This window comes from Pedobacter segetis (assembly GCF_016623585.1).
Lineage (GTDB): Bacteria > Bacteroidota > Bacteroidia > Sphingobacteriales > Sphingobacteriaceae > Pseudopedobacter > Pseudopedobacter segetis.
The window spans coordinates 23195-41041 of sequence record NZ_JAEHFY010000015.1; the positions used below are offsets into that span (position 1 = coordinate 23195).

Sequence of the window (17847 nt, forward strand, 5' to 3'; positions counted from 1 at the left end):
TGGAATTGATTTTTGGGAGCATTCCCAATTTTGGGAATGCTCCCAATTTAATATACTTTTTCTTATAGGCTAATTATTGGGCACTCTATATTACATTTGGATAACCGGTTATAAAAATTAATATAAACTTCATTTAAAATCAGTAATTATTTGAAGTTAAACCAAAACCAATAATTAAAAATATGAAGCAATTTTATAAAAGAAGTTTGTTTATCTTATTTAGTATGGTATTCTGCCATTTAACATGTGATGCACAAGTTGTTAGTATAAGAGGTGTAATTAGAGAAGAAGCCAGTGGCGAAACTATTCCTGGGGCTTCAATTAGGGTTAAAGACGGGAAAATTACAACAATTTCAGATATTGATGGTAAATTTAATTTAAATGGGTTGAAACCTAGTGACGCTTTGATTATTACTTATATAGGATATTCTGACAAGACGGTACCCATCTCTCAAGCTAAAAACGGGGTTCTCAATATTTCACTTAGTATCAGTTCAACACGATTAGAGGAAGTAGTTGTTAATGTAGGATATGGACAGCAAAGAAAAAGTGAGCTTACTGGTTCAATTGGGATAATAGGAGCAGATCAGATGGATAAATTTTCTGGGGGATCAGTAATTACAAGTTTACAAGGTAAAATTGCTGGTTTGCAGGTAACTACTATTTCCGGGGAGCCAGGAGCGGGCGCAAGTATCACGTTGAGGGGTTTGTCTTCTATTAACGGCGCCAGTGAGCCTTTAATTATCATTGACGGCGTCCCGGTAAATAACGATCCTTATACAGCACCGATTGATAACGCGGGCTTTAGCCCTTTAAATGATTTAAATCCTTCGGATATAGAATCTATTGAGGTGCTCAAGGATGCTGCATCTGCTTCAATTTATGGTTCTAGAGCATCAAATGGGGTGATATTGATAACCACTAAAAGAGGTGTTTCTACTAAAGCGCAGTTCAATGTTTCGTTGAACAGTAGCATGGTGAATATCACCCGTACGATCGGGGTACTCAACGGACCGGAGTTCAGGTCCGCCTATACCGACGCGATAGTCAACGCGACGGGGAACTATACCACCCAGATCCCGTTGATCGATTCCTTACATCCCTATTACCGTAATTCTATCGACTGGCAGAACCTCGCCTACCAGAACACCTTACAGTACAAGGCCGATCTGAGCGTGAGCGGTGCATCGGTAGATAAGAGTATGGATTATTATATCAGCGGAAGCTATAGAAATCTGAACCCGGTGGTAGTTGGAACTAATTATACGCAGGCCAGTGGATCGGCAAAGGTTAACTACAAACTAAATAAAACAATATCAGGATCATCCAACCTAAACGTAAGTAACAATAATTATTCAAGGCAAAACTCAAATATAATAGGTACTTATATTAGGCTGTTTCCCGTGTATAATCCTTATGATCCATATACTGGAGATCTGGTGGTTACCTATCCTGGCGGAAGATTGAACCCGCTAGCGGTGGCAGAGTATTCCACAAACGATATCGACAGGACAAGATACCTGCTGACGCAGAACCTGAGTTTTAAAATCACAAAAGGCTTAGAGTTTAAAACCAAAGCGTCTTACGATTATAGTTTTACGGAGTCACAGTATAATGTTCCTCCAAAACTGCTGGTTGGGAGCAATTCTGCCCCGGGAGGAAGTTATAGTCCTTCCAAGAACACTTCATTTGTTAATGAGAATACGTTAAATTATACAAAAACAATTAATAAAAATCACAACATCAACTTGCTTTTGGGGGAATCCTATCAGGAATTCGATACAAAATATCTTTATTTATATGGTATAAATCCTATAGATAACACCATAACAACAGTGGGTGGTTATACTACACTTTCAAGTTTTAGCCAAACAGAATCTCAATATGCATTGGCTTCACTTTTTGGAAGAGCAAACTATAACTATAAGTACAAATATATATTTTCAGGTGTTTTAAGGGCTGATGCTTCTTCTCGGTTTGGTAGTAATAATAGAACTGCTTATTTTCCATCTATATCGGGTGCTTGGCGTTTTACTAAAGAAAATTATTTTAAGAACAAATCAAAATGGCTATCTGATGGAAAATTGAGAGTTGGTTATGGAATAACTGGTAACCAAAATATCGGAAATTATTCAAGTCAGGGAATATATGCAAAGGCGGGTACTTATGGGCTTGACTACGGTATAACGAATACCACTTTACCTAATAAGGATTTGAAATGGGAGAGGACAAAGCAGTTTGATACTGGCGTTGATTTGAGTTTTCTGGAATCAAGGATTAACCTTACTGCTGATTTCTATATTAAAAACTCTTATGACTTGTTGTTCAACGTTCAAATACCATCACAAACCGGCTATGGCAGTATCCCCTATAATTTTGGTAGCCTAACAAATAAAGGGATTGACCTAGAATTATCCGGTATTATTTTAGATAAGGCTTTAAGCTGGAAATCCACTTTCACATTTGGTTTAAACAGGAACAAAGTCACCTCGCTGCCTAATAATGAGGATTATAACCCAAATGGATATAGTTTGGCTAGAGTAGGACAACCTGTTGGCGTTTTTTATGGATACCGATCATTGGGTGTATATGCAAAAGATGCAGATAATGTTTATAAAACAAATCCTGATGGAAGTGTGATACCTTATCGCAAAGGTTCTAGTAACGGTCCAATCTATAAAGGAGGAGATTCTATTTTCCAAGATGTAAACGGAGATGGAATTATCGGTCTGGAAGACCAGCAGATCATAGGAGACCCGACTCCTGATTTTTTTGGTGGCTTTCAAAATACTTTTAATTATAAAAACTTCAATTTTAGTTTTTTCATCAATTATGTAGTAGGTAATGATATTTATAACAAATTGAGAAAAGATACGGATGGTGGGATATATGATACCAATTATACTACCGACGTTTTAAGAAGATGGAGGCAACAAGGAGATGTAACAGATGTTCCAAAATTAGTTAAGGGTGATCCTATGGAAAACAATGCAATCTCAACCCATTTTATCGAAGACGGCTCGTTCATCAGGCTTCAAAACATCTCTTTAAGTTATAAACTGCCATCAAAAACAATAAAGAAATTTGGCTTCAGTGCAATAAACTTAGGACTGAGCGTACAGAATTTACTAACTTTTGGAACTTATCAAGGATATGATCCAGAAGTAAGCTCGGGTAATACCGCACTTTCATTCGGTGTCGATAATGGCGCTTTCCCAAGAACAACATCCTACAACGCTACGCTTAACTTAAAATTTTAAGACATGAAATATAGTTTAATTTTAACAAAACTCACCCTATTACTACTTCTGGGCACTTTAGTAGTTTCCTGCAATTCTTTATTGGATAAAACACCAATAACAGAATATGCCAGCAGTAATTTTTGGCAAGAACCAGCGCAAGCCTCAGCGGCATTAACTGGAGCTTATAAATCGTTGCAAACTACTCTGAATACAGAATTTATGTACTATGGAGAAGGACGGGCTGATATAGATTCTCTATTAACAGCTAATGACATCTCTGCCATTTCTGTAAATACAAATGCACTAAGCCCTAATGTAAACTTTGCCGATTGGGGCGGTTTTTACAGTGTCATAAAACAGGCAAACCTGATTATCGCAAACATCAAGTTGATGAAGGACAAGGGATATTACAACAGTTCCAATACAGCTGAATATAACAGAGTATTAGGCCAAGCATACGGATTAAGGGGAATGTGCTACTTCTATATGACCAGAATCTGGGGAGATGTCCCTCTGATTACGGAACCGATTACCAATACTACTGATATTACCTCATTTAAAACTCCAAGAACAGATACTCTGGAAGTTTATAAAGTAGTTGCAAACGATTTATATTCAGCAAGACAGCTGTTGCCGGCTTCTTATAGCGATGCCACAAAAACAAGGATCACGCTTACCAAGGGTGGTATTGATGCTATCCTAACCGATTATTATATGTGGAGAAATAATATTGATAGTGCGTTAGTATTTTCTCAAAATGTAATTTCTAATACTACTCAATATAAATTAGCAGGATTATATAGTTCGGATGTTGATTTATTTGCATCGGGCACACCGGCAAATGCAATAGATAATACGGATTATGCCAGAATGTTCATCAATGGATATTCGACAGAGAGCATATTCGAAATTGACTATAACTATTTGGAAAGGACCAGTTCCGGCATTTCTGGAATCTATGGTGGTGGTGTTGGTGTCGCACTGTTCGTAGCAAGCCCGAGGATGCTGGTAAAATTCGGAAGGTTCGAGAGGGATGGTAGGGTATTGGCAAGTTTAAGATCATCTGTACAGGTATATAAATATTTCCCAAAAGGTACTTATGACAGGGTCACCGAAAATGATAAAAATGTAATGCTTTACCGTTTGGCAGATATTATTTTGATGAGAGCTGAGGCTTTAAATGCAAAAGGGAGAAGAGCAGAAGCTTGGACCTTATTAAAGAAAATAAGAGAAAGGACTTTTGGCCCATCAATAATTACCAATATAAGTAATGACCCGGTTTTAGGACCAACTGGAACTAACGAACAAGACCAATTTATGGCAATATCAACAAGTGAAGCCGAGGATGTTTTATTGGATGAAAGAGCTAGAGAATTGTGTTTTGAAGGGAAAAGGTGGTATGATCTGGTACGTACAGGCAGAGTATATAGCGTAATGAAAGACCGTTATAAAAACAACGTTCTCGTAGCCAAAGGAATTACGGACCCTGCAAATATTCTATGGCCAATCGCCATCAGCGTTATCAAACAAAATCCTTTAATAGAACAGAATTCTTACTATAAATAATTAATGATATGAAAAGTATTTTCAATAAAACTATCCTATTGATATTAGTTGTTTTAGGATTCTCGGCCTGCGATAAATTTCCGTTGATAAAGAACGAAAGCTTAAAACCTACACCCGCTGGAGATAACTTAAAAAATATGACCATCTGGGAATATGTTGCTCAGGATAATTTCCATGAACATGACTTAACCAAAATAGGTTTATTTGGGAAAGCCATTGAATATGCCGGCTTAAAGGACCTATTCAATAGTCCGGGGGACTACACCGTTGTATTGTTAAATGATGCGGCAATGCAGTTATTGTTTGCAAAACTTGGCTATGCTAATAAATCCTTAACTGACATTCCACCAATCTTGATAAAAAATATGTTGCTTAACAATATCCTTTCGGGGAGTAGGGTTAGAAGTTTTGATCTTGCAGTCGGCGAGACTCGGGGCTTTGCCTCACTGAATACCGATTCGATATTTTTCACTAGAGAAAGTTCAGCAACAGACCAATATCTATTTTACATCAACAAATCGGCATCAACAACCACGTCAACAAGAGTTGCAATTAGAAATCAGAATCTGGAATTTAAAAATGGTGTGGCCAATGTGGTAATTACACTGCCAATTTATGAAAAGGCAAGTACTTTATCTGATAATGCTACAGTAAGTTTGCCAACTGATACCTTTTTTGTTGCAAAAGATGCGTTTATACAAAATGGAACAATTGCAGCTAGAAATTCTGTTTTTTCTCAGACAGCAGATTTATGGACAAAAACCAGAACAGGTACAGATAGTACTTTTGAACGACGTATATTATTCCAGTTTCCGATAAGGCAACCTAGTTTTACAGGCAGAATAGGTTCCGCCAAGGTAGTGGATTACATTACCAGACTTGATGGAACAAAGGGAACTACCTTAAATTTTTATGAAGACGAGAATATTGATTGGGTAGAGACCAATTTAAAATGGATAAATGCACCAGCTTTTGGACAAACCATTGTTGGAACCAGTCCCGTTACTGTCTCTCCGGTTTCTGTTAATAAATATTTGGCTACGGATATAACTCCAATCATCCAAAGCTATATCAACCAGAATAAAACGTTTATAAATTTAGGCGCTTTTGGAGGAACATCTGATTTAATTGGGATTAGACCAAAAGAAGTCAGTTCTGGAAAAAACAAATCATACATTGTTTTAACGGGTACACCACCCAGCATTTTAACTAAGGTAAATAATAACAAAATAAATATAGATGTTAAACTAGGTTTCAAAACAATAGCCCTAGATGAACTTAGTTTTAGCGGGGCATCAAATAAGAATATTATATATATTATTAAAACCTTACCGGCTAATGGTTTCATCACCAAAAATGATATTCCTTTAGATGTAAACAACAGTTTTAAACAAGATGATATTCAGAGAGGGCTTATTAAATATTTATACACGGGTAATGTAGCCGGTACGGATAGTTTTACACTCGAGGTTAAGGATTTTCAAGGAGGTTATTTTAGTCCAATAATTACCGTACCCATACAAATTCAATAATTAAATCAATTTATAGGTTATTTCTAAAGTGAGCTAAAGAAAATTAGCTCACTACAGGAATCTTTTATTCAAAACGTAGATGAAAAAACTCTGCTTTTTATTTTTTATAACATTTATAAGCTATGCTACAAAAGCACAGCAAGCTGTTGATAAGCAGGCTGCTTTGCCACTAGCTAATGGCTTTCAAAATCTTTTTAAAACAACGGAACAGGTGGAAACAAAATTTTTTCCATCCGATAAAAAATGGGTAAGTAGAGAAACATTTTTATTAGAGAATTTAAAAGATTTTGAACCTTCAAAACCCAATTTTACCGAAGATAAGTTTGGCGGAATAATCAGTGATTCAAAAATTAAAGCAACAGGTTTTTTCTACACTAAAAAAATTGGTGATAGATGGTGGATTATTGATCCCGAAGGAAATAAATGGTATAGCAAAGGTTTAGTTGCAGTTACGCCAAACAATTCTGATAGAGGAAAAAAAGTTTTAAGAGATTCTTTTCAAAATATTAATAATTGGGGATTAAAAACCAGTACCTATATAAAATCATTAGGTTTCAATTCTGCTGGAGCATGGTCTAAAATTCAAGAAACAAACTTGCCGGTTGGCAATAAACTTCCTTATTCTTTGGTCTTAGATATTATGTCGGCTTTTGGGCATGATAAAAAAGTGGCTTACCAAGGCGTTGGGCATACCAGTTTTAATGAAGGAGTAATGCCTGTTTTTGATCCTGATTTTGAGTCCTTTTCTATTGCTTATGTTGCTGAGAAAGTAGAGAAATATAAAAAAGATTCATGGTTGGTAGGCTATTTTTCTGATAACGAGTTGAATTTCGCGGGAGATGCACTTAATCGTTTCTTGAAACTGCCAGAGGAAAACCCCAATTACCAAGAGGTAAAAAAATGGGCAACGGAAAATCAGATAGATATTTCTAATATTTCTAAAGCCAATCAGGATCTTTTTTTAGCCCACTATGTTGATGAATATTATAGAGTAGTTGCTAAGGCAATAAAAACTGCCGATCCTAATCATCTTTTTTTAAGCAGCCGTTTGCATGGAGGTGATAAAAATAGAGCAATAGTTTTTAAAGCCGCAGGAAAATATTCAGACATTATCAGTTTTAATTATTACAAATCTTGGTATCCTGAAAAGGATATAACAGAGATGTGGGTACAACAAGCAAATAAACCTTTTATGATTACTGAATGGTATGCCAAAGGAATGGATAGCGGTATGCCTAATGAAACAGGATGGGGTTGGACAGTAAAGACTCAAGAAGATAGAGGGAAATATTATCAAAACTTTGCTTTAGCATTATTAGCTAACAAGAATTGCGTGGGCTGGCAATGGTTTAAATATTTAGATAACGACCCAACAGGCATCGCTGATGCATCTAACAAAGATGCAAACAAAGGTATTGTGACTTGGGACTATAAGATTTATTCCTCAATGACTGGTTATATCAAAGCATTGAATGACAAAGTCTATTCTTTAGTAAATTATTTCGACAGCCATTTAAAATAAATGTTAATCAATTAAATTAAATATTATGAAACAGATTTTTACTCTTTTATCACTTTGCTTCTTCTTCTGTGCAGGAGCATTTTCCCAAGCCTTGACTGGGAACAAAACTATCGGGCCAACTGGTGACTACGTTAGCATTAAAACAGCAATTGATGATTTGAACCTAAAAGGTGCCGGGACAGGGGGCGTTACTTTTCTTTTACCTGCGGATTATACCTATACAACTGCTTCAGGTACTGATTTACAGATCAATTATACTTCTGCCGGTACAGTTGACAATCAAATTATTTTTAAAAAGGATCCAGCAACAGTAGGAGCAAATCCTAAAATTATAGGTACAGGAGGAACAGGGACAGTTGACGGGGTAATTGTTATAAATGGTGGTAAGTATATCACCTTTGACGGAATTGATATTGCTGTGGCAGATGCTTCTGTGGAATTTGGCTATTATCTTAGGAATAGAAATACAACCACGGATGGTGCACAAAACAATACCATAAAAAATTGCAAAATTGTTATGGATAAAACAAATACAGCATCTGTTGGGATTAACCAAAATCAAGCTGCGGTAGCCGCTAGTGCGGCTTCAGCTAATTCCTACAATTCTTATTATAATTTTACGATTGAAAATTGTGGCTACGTAGGCATCTATTTACAAGGAAAGGTTGGTTCTCCAACAACTTTCAGAGATTTAAACAATACTATTGGGACTATAAATGGTGGTGTAAGTGTTATTGGATCAAGTTCAGCTTCCGACATTGGTAATGCAAATGCTTCCGGTGCTGCGGGGATAAGAATGGTTTATCAGGATAATTTTACAGTTTTTAACACAGAAGTAAGAAACGTTGAATTTAGCACATCTTCCGCAAGTAGTTTGGGGATTTTCTCTGCTAGCTCATCGGGCACCTCAGTAAATAAAGTATATAATAATATTGTTCATGATATTTATAGTTTAGCTGCTAATGGAGGTAATGCCGGAATAAGGTTAGATGGTGCAGGTACAACCGATGTTTATAATAACGTTATTTATAATATTGGAAGGGAATGTATACACTTAAATAATACGGGTAATTATAATGTGTATTTTAATTCTGCAAGATTAAGTTTACCTGTAAGTAGTACATCAGACGGAGATGTGCTATTGATTAATACGGCATCCACCGTTAATTTGAAAAACAACAATTTTGCTAATTTCTCTTTGGGAAGCGGTGTAACTAGGGTATTAAATGTGAGAGCTTCGGGTGCTAACATTACCAGTAATAATAATAATTTATATGTTGACGCTCCTTCAGCAACAAATCTTTTAACAACTTTTGTAGGCACCGTTGGAAACGGTGGAACATTAGATAACCAAACCCTTGCGGGCTGGCAAAATACCGCTACCAGCGGTAATGGTTTAGCAAACGATTTAAACTCTTTTTCAGTAAATCCAAATTTCACTTCTGCTACGAATTTAAGACCACAAGCAGGTAATTATAAAGCGGGTGTGACCATTGCCGGTATCACCACGGATATTACTGGTATGACAAGATTCTCTACCCCAAGTATTGGTGCTTACGAATCTCCAACAGTACTGCCTGTAACATTGCTAAATTATACGGCTAGTAAAAGCCAGGATCAAGTTTTATTAAAATGGAATACAGCAACTGAAATTAACAATGACCATTTTAACATTAAATATAGTACTGATGGTTTGAATTGGGAAATCATAGCTACAGTTAAGGCCAATGCAGATCATATTTATACTTACATACATTCAACACCATTAAACGGCGCTAATTACTATCAATTAGAGCAGGTAGATAATGATGGAAAGGTTAATAACCTGGGCGTAAAACAAGTAAATTTCAAATCACTAAATGAAATCTCCTTGTCAGTTTATCCTAATCCATTAGTTGATATTTTAACCATTAAGCATTCGCCTGCAAAGGAGGGAGCAAAAGTTAAGGTTGTTTCTGTAGAAGGTAAAGTAGTATTTAATTCTACAATAGAAGTGGGTTCAACACAAAGCTTAATAGATTTAAGCTCGCTTAAAAAGGGAATTTATGTTTTAGAATTTAACAATGCTGGGGGTAAAACTAGTGTTAAAATATTAAAATAAACTTGATTTTAGTATTGTTTAATCTTGCTTTTCTGTATTGAAAAGCAAGATTTAAAGCATAATTTGAAGTTTAAACATATTTGCATTAGGTATAACCATACACAATCCTGATTTAATGAATATTTCTCTGCTTTATCAAATCAATAACTATGATACAATAATTCAAAATAATGAAAGAAATCAAGTTTATAAGTAAAATCATCGCACTTGGTATATTACTTTTTACCTCTATTATCGCTTTTGGTCAGGTTCCAAAAAAACAATTGGTTACTATCATAATCACACCAAATCATCAGGACTGGTTATATAAAGTTGGAGAAGATGTTAAGTTCACCGTTTCTGCTGTAGACTTAAAAGATCAGCCAATTTTAAATCTTAAAATGGATTATAAAATTGGCCCAGAGAAAATGAATCCTACCCTTTCGGGGAATTTAACTCTTCAAAATGGTAAAGCTGAGTTGACTGTAAAAGGTTTAAAAGAACCCGGTTTTTTAAGATTTAGTGGTAATGCCCAAGTTGATGGAAAATGGTATTATGGCCTCGTAACTGTTGGTTTCGACCCACTATCCATTAAACCGATTGTGGATATGCCCAATGATTTTAAAGAGTTTTGGGATACCGCAAAAACAGTTGCTTCTAAAATTCCTTTGGATGCACACGTAAGATTATTACCTGAAAAGTGCACCGAAAAGATAAACGTTTATGAAGTAAATGTTCAAAACTATAAGCTCAACTCCCGTATTTATGGTATAGTTTGTATACCTAAGGCGCCTGGTAAATATCCCGCTATTTTAGAAGTCCCAAGTGCAGGAGTTAAGCCTATTGCAGGAAATGTAGCATTGGCCGAACGAGGTGTTATTACTTTTAATATAGAAATACACGGAATTCCGGTAACATTAGACCCGATTGTTTACACTGATCTAAGAGCCGGAGCATTGGATTTATATGCAACTTTTAATTTGGATGATAGAGACGAGTATTATTTTAAAAGAGTTTATTTAGGCTGTGTTAGAGCTGTTGATTATATTTATAGTTTACCCGAATTTGATGGATACAATATAGCGGTAAAAGGAGGAAGTCAGGGCGGTGCTTTGGCAATTATAACTGCTGCTTTAGATCCAAGGATAAAATATCTCTCATCAACACATCCTGCACTTTGTGATGAAGTTGGTCAATTACAAGGGCGTCCTGCCTCATGGCCAAATTTATTTTCCGGTAAGTACAAAAATTTCAACAATAAGCCTGATAAGATTGCTACCAGTAAATATTTTGACGTAGTGAACTTTGCTAAGTTACTTAAAACACCTGGCTTCTATACTTGGGGATTTAACGATACAACTTGCCCGCCTACTAATACCTATGCTGCATATAACGGTATAAGTGCTCCTAAAGAATTAAAGATTTTTAAAGATACCGGACATTGGGTTTATCCACAACAGTATATTGATATCAATGAATGGCTTTTAAAAAAATTAAAACAGGTAGACTAATTCATAAAAACAAAATTGTTGAGATGTTAAAGAAAAAATTTTCGAAAGTTGTACTTTCTGTTCTGTTTATTTTAACGATGCTAAATACGTTAAAAGTAGATGGACAGGTAACCGTTAGTCCCATTTTTGGAAATCATATGGTATTACAACAAAATGCCAATATTAAGATCTGGGGCAAGGCTAATCCGAATGAAGAAATCAAAATCACTGGTTCTTTTTTAAAAGGAAACTTTAAAAGTATTTCAGATAAGGATGGAAATTGGGTAATCGAATTAAAAACGCCCGCTTTTGGAGGGCCGTTTCAATTGCAAGTCAAAGGTAAGCAGGGCCAAATTGATTTAAATGATATTTACTTGGGGGAAGTTTGGTTAGCATCAGGGCAATCTAATATGCAGTTCCCTTTAGACAGTACTTCCAAAGGATATAACGGACCGGTTAATTTTAAAGAAGAGATTAAAAACGCTAACTATCCGATGATTAGACAGTTTTTAGTTAGAGGGGTAATTGGTAGAATAGAAAAAGAAAGCATAAAAGGAGAGTGGGTGCTTTGCGAATCTTCTAACGCCAAAAAATATTCTGCCTTAGCCTATTTTTTTGCCAGAGATCTTTATAAAGGATTAAATGTACCTATCGGAATCATTAATTCGAGCTGGGGAGGGACTTCAATTGGTTCATGGATGGGTGCAAAGGACTTACGAACTTTTGATTCTGATTTAATAAAACTAAAAAAAATCACCTTTGATACGGTCAAAGTGAATGAGAATTATCCCTCGGTACTATATAATGGCATGATAGCTCCTATAACTAATTACAAAATAAAAGGTGTTATTTGGTGTCAGGGAGAAAACAGTATTAATGATCCTCGTGACTACGCGGACAGGATGACTCATTTAATTAGCGGATGGCGTAATGATTTTAAAGATGAAAATTTACCGTTTTTATATGTTCAAATAGCTCCATTTAATTATTTAGGAAGACCAAAGCAATGGTTTTCCGGAACAAAAAATTCTTTAGGCTATTTGGTAGAACAACAAACAAAAACCTTATCTACTCCTCATGTAGACATGGCCAGAACGGGTGATGTAGGAGATATTAAGTACATTCATTATCGTAATAAACAAGATGTTGGCTATCGCCTTTCACTACTTGCTTTAAAAGAAGTTTATAAGAAAAAAATTGATTTTGTTAATGGACCCGATGTGGATAAGATTTCTTTAGAGGGCAACACAGCAACTATTACCTACAAAAATATTGGTTCTGGCTTAGTAGTTAAGGGGGAAAGTTTAAACGGCTTTGAACTGAGTGAAGATGGCGTAAAATTTTATCCAGCAATGGCAACTGTTCATCAAAATAAAGTGATTGTCAATGCCAACCAGGTTAATCAGGTCAAAGCCATCAGGTACTGCTTTAACAATATAGATTTAGTGAATCTTTTTAATGAGGCTGGTTTCCCTGCCTTACCCTTTAGAACAGATCATTTACCTTATGAAAGACCGAATTCTAAATAATTTAATCATAAGGAGATGTTTAAAATAACTCTTGAAAAAATCATCACATTACTTATAATAGGCATATTGCCAATAATATCGTTTGCGCAAGAAGCAACAAAATACTTCGATAAATATCATGTAGAGTTACATCTTACAGACGAAGAAATAGCTTTAAAACTACCTAGTAATTTCAAACCACTTTTTAATTACCCAATACGAGATGTTTCTATTTGTACCGGTCCAGACAGTACATATTACATGACCGGAACAACTGGAGATCCCGACTGGTGGTCTGTAACTTCAGAAATTAAAATATGGAAATCTAAAGACCTTAAACATTGGGTTCCAATAATTAGTGGAGAAAGAGAAAGAGCTACGGTTTGGAATGTAGATAGGGAAGGGGTGGCATGGCAACAAAAAATTGTTGAACGTAAAGGTGTTAAATTTAGACCTTTATGGGCGCCAGAAATACACTATTTTAAAGGGACATTTTGGCTGACCTATTGTTTCCCGCAGTTAGGGAATGGAATATTAAAAAGTACCTCTGGTAAAGCAGAAGGTCCTTATGTAAGTGCCTTCGAACCAAATGTTCCAATAAATAATCAAATTGATGCTTCTTTATTTCTTGATGATGATGGTAAAGTTTACTCAGTTTCTGGCGGTGGGGTAATTACACCTTTAAAAGATGATTTAAGTGGGGTTGCCGGCGCAAGCACTACGGTTAAACCATCAAATTTCAGTAGAATTGGTTTCGAGGGTGCTTTCCTTTTTAAAACAAAAGGTAAATATTATATGTCCGCCGCTGATTTCGTTAATGGTAAATATACCTGTTTTGTAGCGTCCGCCGACCATCTGTATGGACCATATGGTGATCGTTACATAGCCATTCCGCATGGAGGACATAATGTGTTTTTTCAAGATTTTGAAGGTAACTGGTGGTCAACTTTTTTTGGAAATGAAAAAGGGGCTCCATTTAAAGAACGACCGGGTATTTTAAGAGTAGAGTTTGATGAACATGGACACATTAGGCCTTTAGTAAATTAAGATATAATAGTTTAAGAAATTGGATTCTAAAGAAATTAAAAATAGCGAAGTTGTTTTTAATCTTTTAAAGATTGATGAATCGGATATTCTGCACCCTTATGGTGTTAATTTTTATTTAGCTGATTTATTAAATTATCTAAACAAATTTTACTCAAATATGGCTTATTCTGAAAAGCTAGAAAAGTATTTCGTAATCCTTCCAAATCAGTTGAAGGATTATAAAGATGATATTCAGCCATTAATTATTAATGAGGCTCATTTTAACCAGTTAAGTTATGACTTTATTGATTGGCTAGAAGACAATACAACTTTTATTTGTTGGTAAACTATATTAAGTTGGTGTTTAAACTATTATCACCTATAAATATGCATTATTGGAATTGAAAAACTTATATAAATAAAGAATTTTGATTGTGTTTAAGCATATTTCAATGAGATCCTAATGCTTGTTTACTTATTTTGTTAATTTATTAAATAATCAAATAATAAGCTATAGCAGATAATAGTAATAATTTCAAAATTATTTTATAATATATAATGAGAACAACAGCATGGGTTGAAAACATCACCCTTCCCACCTACAGTTTAGGTAAAGCAGAAAAAAATCCAATTTTTTTAGAAAAAAGAGTTTACCAAGGAAGTAGCGGAGCTGTTTATCCACATCCAGTAGTAGAAAAGTTGTTGGATGAAAAAGTAGATAAAATTTATCAAGCTGTATTTTTAGAAAATGAGTATCTAAAAATTATGATTTTGCCAGAACTCGGCGGAAGAATACATAGAGCTTACGATAAAGTAAAAAAAAGAGATTTTATCTATTATAATCAGGTAATAAAGCCTGCATTAGTGGGACTTACAGGTCCATGGATATCTGGTGGCATCGAGTTTAACTGGCCTCAGCATCATCGCCCAAGCACTTTTGATCCCATAGATTTTGATATAGAAGAGCATGAAGATGGCAGTAAAACGGTATGGGTTAATGAAATAGAGAAAATGTTCAGAACAAAAGGAAGGGCAGGGTTTACCTTATATACTGATAAAGCATATTTAGAAATTAAAGGCTTATTGTATAACAGAACGCCATTTCCACAAACGTTTTTATGGTGGGCAAATCCAGCAGTAAAAGTTAATGATTATTATCAATCCATTTTTCCACCAGATGTTTATGCAGTCTTTGATCATGGGAAAAGAGACGTTTCTGATTTTCCAATAGCTACAAAAACATATTATAAAGTAGATTATTCTCCAGGAACAGATATATCCAGGTATAAAAATATTCCGGTGCCTACTTCTTATATGGCCATCCAATCTGAATTTGATTTTATGGGCTGTTATGAACATGATACCAAAGCTGGAATGTTACATGTTGCAAATCATCATGTATCGCCTGGAAAAAAACAATGGACTTGGGGAAATGGTGATTTTGGAAAAGCATGGGATAGGAATCTTACCGATGAAGATGGCCCTTACATAGAGTTGATGACTGGGATGTTTACTGATAACCAACCCGATTTTTCATGGTTGCAACCTTATGAAGAAAAGACTTTTGAGCAATATTTTATGCCCTATGCAGAAATAGGCGAGGTGAAAAATGCTACCAAAGAAGCCATGGTTAATCTGGAAGTAATAGATGGTATTATCAAAGTTCAGGTGTATGCAACTGCTAAGTATGTAGATGCAAACATTTCTATTTTTATTGATGATCAACCACACGAAACCTTTAAAGCAAATCTATGTCCGTCAAAAATATTTTGTCAGGAGATTCGAATTAGTAGTACTATTAAGCTAGAAGAAATTGAAGTAATAGTAAAATCTGCTGAAGAAAAACAACTTGTTTCTTACCGCCCAAAGAAATATGATCAAAAGGAGATGCCATTGCCTGCTTCTGCAGCAAAGCATCCATCAGAAATCTTAACTGTAGAAGAACTATTTTTAAATGGCTTACATTTAGAACAATACAGACATGCTACTTATAATCCACTTGATTACTATGAAGAAGGTTTGAAAAGAGAACCTCATGATATTAGATGTAACAATGCTAAAGGTTCATTGCTTTTAAGACGGGGGAAATTTCAGGATGCTGAAAAGCTTTTTAGAACTGCAGTAAAGGCTATGATGCAAAGAAACCCTAATCCAAACCAGGGTGAACCACTATACAATTTAGGATGGAGTTTGTTGCTCCAGAACAAAGATGAGGAAGCATATAATTATTTCTATAAATGTGTATGGAATAATGCTTGTCAACATACTGGTTATCTATCTTTGGCAAGAATTACCTGCAAATTAGGGCAATTTGATGAGGCATTATATCTGATAGATAAATCCATTATTAGAAACTTTCATAGTCATACTGCAAGACACCTAAAGGTTATCATTTTAAGAAAATGCAATAAAACTGATGAGGCTTTAGCGTTCGCCAAGGATTCATTAATCATAGATCTTTTTAATTACGGCTGTTATTTTGAACAATACCTGCTTTTTAAACAAAAAAATGAACAAGAAAAATCGGACAGTATCTTAAAAAAGATGCAATTAATCATGAGAAATAATGAGCATAATTATTTAGAATATGCTTTTGATTATATTCATGCAGGTTGTTATCGGGAGTCTATCGAGTTATTAAATCTTTTTAAATCATTAAACCATCATAGTAATCCTATGATAAATTATACTATAGGTTGGTGTTTTTCTAAAATGGAAAATATAGAAAAGGCTATAGGAAGTTATGTTAATGCTAAAAATCAATCTTCCGATTATTGTTTTCCACACAAGATTGAAGAGAAAATGATATTAGAAGATGTTATAAAATTATGCCCAAATGATGCTAAAGCTCATTATTATTTAGGTAATTTTTGGTTCGATAAAAAGCAATACCAGGATGCAATTTATTGCTGGGAAAGATCAATCAACCTTGATTCAGAATTTCCAACAGCTCACAGAAATTTAGCTTTAGCCTATTTTAATAAAAATAAGGACGCTCAGAAATCTTTATTTTCATTAGAAAAAGCATTTTCTTTAGATCCTGCAGATGGCAGGGTTTTAATGGAATTAGACCAGCTCTATAAAATATTGAATTATCCGCTGGTTAATCGATTAAAACGGTTAATCGATTATCCCGTTCTAACTAATTACCGTGATGATCTTTATCTGGAGAAAATAACTTTATTAAATCAAATCGGACATTACCAGGAGGCAAAAAACTTACTCGCAGTAAGAAAATTTCATCCATGGGAGGGTGGGGAAGGTAAAGTTGTTTCCCAATTTTTATTGGCAAATCTTGAATTAGCAAAGAGAGCTATTCTTAAGCAAAATTACGATCAGGCATTAAGCCTGTTAGCTGAATTGGATATTTATCCGGAAAATTTTGGTGAAGGTAAACTATTTGGTACCCCAGAAAATGACATTGATTATTTAAAGGGATGTGCCTATGAAGGTTTATCATTGCCAGAAAAAGCTCAAGCTTTTTTTGAGAAAGCCAGTCGAGGTAATGCTGAGCCTGTGCAGGCAATTTTTTATAATGATGCACAACCAGATAAGATTTTTTATCAGGGTTTAGCATGGATTAAACTTAATGCTCCCGAAAAAGGAAAAGACGTCTTCAATAATTTGATCTCCTTTGGAAAGAAACATATAGATGATCACATTAAAATAGATTATTTTGCGGTTTCCTTACCAGACTTAATGGTTTTCGACCAGGATTTAAATCTTAAAAATCAATTACATTGTCTTTATATGACAGGTTTAGGCGAACTTGGATTGAATAACTATTCCATAGCCCATGATTATTTTAAGCAGGTGCTAGTTAAAAATATAAATCATCAGGGAGCGCAAGTTCATATTAACATGATTTTATATTAAAATCA

General features: G+C 34.9%; 10 protein-coding genes. All 10 read left to right on the forward strand.

All coding sequences use genetic code 11. The features are described from left to right. Window positions 1-182: 182 nt before the first annotated feature. The 10 genes from I5M32_RS11485 (at window position 183) to I5M32_RS11530 (ending at window position 17842) form a co-directional block, all read left to right on the forward strand. Window positions 183-3260: a SusC/RagA family TonB-linked outer membrane protein gene (locus I5M32_RS11485; protein WP_200586416.1), complete on the forward strand. Its 3078-nt coding sequence runs from the start codon at window positions 183-185 to the stop codon at window positions 3258-3260. Between the two features lie 3 nt (window positions 3261-3263). Next, the gene (locus tag I5M32_RS11490) at window positions 3264-4808 is read left to right on the forward strand and encodes a RagB/SusD family nutrient uptake outer membrane protein (RefSeq protein WP_200586418.1); all 1545 of its coding nucleotides are present in this window, start codon (window positions 3264-3266) and stop codon (window positions 4806-4808) included. Between the two features lie 8 nt (window positions 4809-4816). Continuing rightward, window positions 4817-6340 (forward strand): CBM96 family carbohydrate-binding protein, encoded by a 1524-nt coding sequence (locus tag I5M32_RS11495; RefSeq protein WP_200586428.1) that lies wholly within the window; start codon window positions 4817-4819, stop codon window positions 6338-6340. Window positions 6341-6419: 79 nt separating this feature from the next. Then, entirely contained in the window at window positions 6420-7862 is a 1443-nt protein-coding gene (locus tag I5M32_RS11500) for a hypothetical protein (RefSeq protein ID WP_200586430.1), read from the forward strand. Between the two features lie 25 nt (window positions 7863-7887). Then, complete coding sequence (locus I5M32_RS11505; RefSeq protein WP_200586432.1) at window positions 7888-9963, forward strand: T9SS type A sorting domain-containing protein; 2076 nt, start codon at window positions 7888-7890, stop codon at window positions 9961-9963. A 170-nt stretch (window positions 9964-10133) separates the two neighbouring features. Further along, entirely contained in the window at window positions 10134-11453 is a 1320-nt protein-coding gene (locus I5M32_RS11510; RefSeq protein ID WP_200586434.1) for an acetylxylan esterase, read from the forward strand. Then, window positions 11420-12961 (forward strand): sialate O-acetylesterase, encoded by a 1542-nt coding sequence (locus tag I5M32_RS11515; RefSeq protein ID WP_200586436.1) that lies wholly within the window; start codon window positions 11420-11422, stop codon window positions 12959-12961. The genes I5M32_RS11510 and I5M32_RS11515 overlap by 34 nt, the downstream gene beginning before the upstream one ends. A gap of 15 nt (window positions 12962-12976) precedes the next feature. Beyond that, window positions 12977-13987: a family 43 glycosylhydrolase gene (locus tag I5M32_RS11520; protein WP_200586438.1), complete on the forward strand. Its 1011-nt coding sequence runs from the start codon at window positions 12977-12979 to the stop codon at window positions 13985-13987. Between the two features lie 19 nt (window positions 13988-14006). Next, entirely contained in the window at window positions 14007-14312 is a 306-nt protein-coding gene (locus tag I5M32_RS11525; RefSeq protein WP_200586440.1) for a hypothetical protein, read from the forward strand. A gap of 212 nt (window positions 14313-14524) precedes the next feature. Beyond that, window positions 14525-17842: a DUF5107 domain-containing protein gene (locus I5M32_RS11530; protein ID WP_200586441.1), complete on the forward strand. Its 3318-nt coding sequence runs from the start codon at window positions 14525-14527 to the stop codon at window positions 17840-17842. Window positions 17843-17847 lie beyond the last annotated feature (5 nt).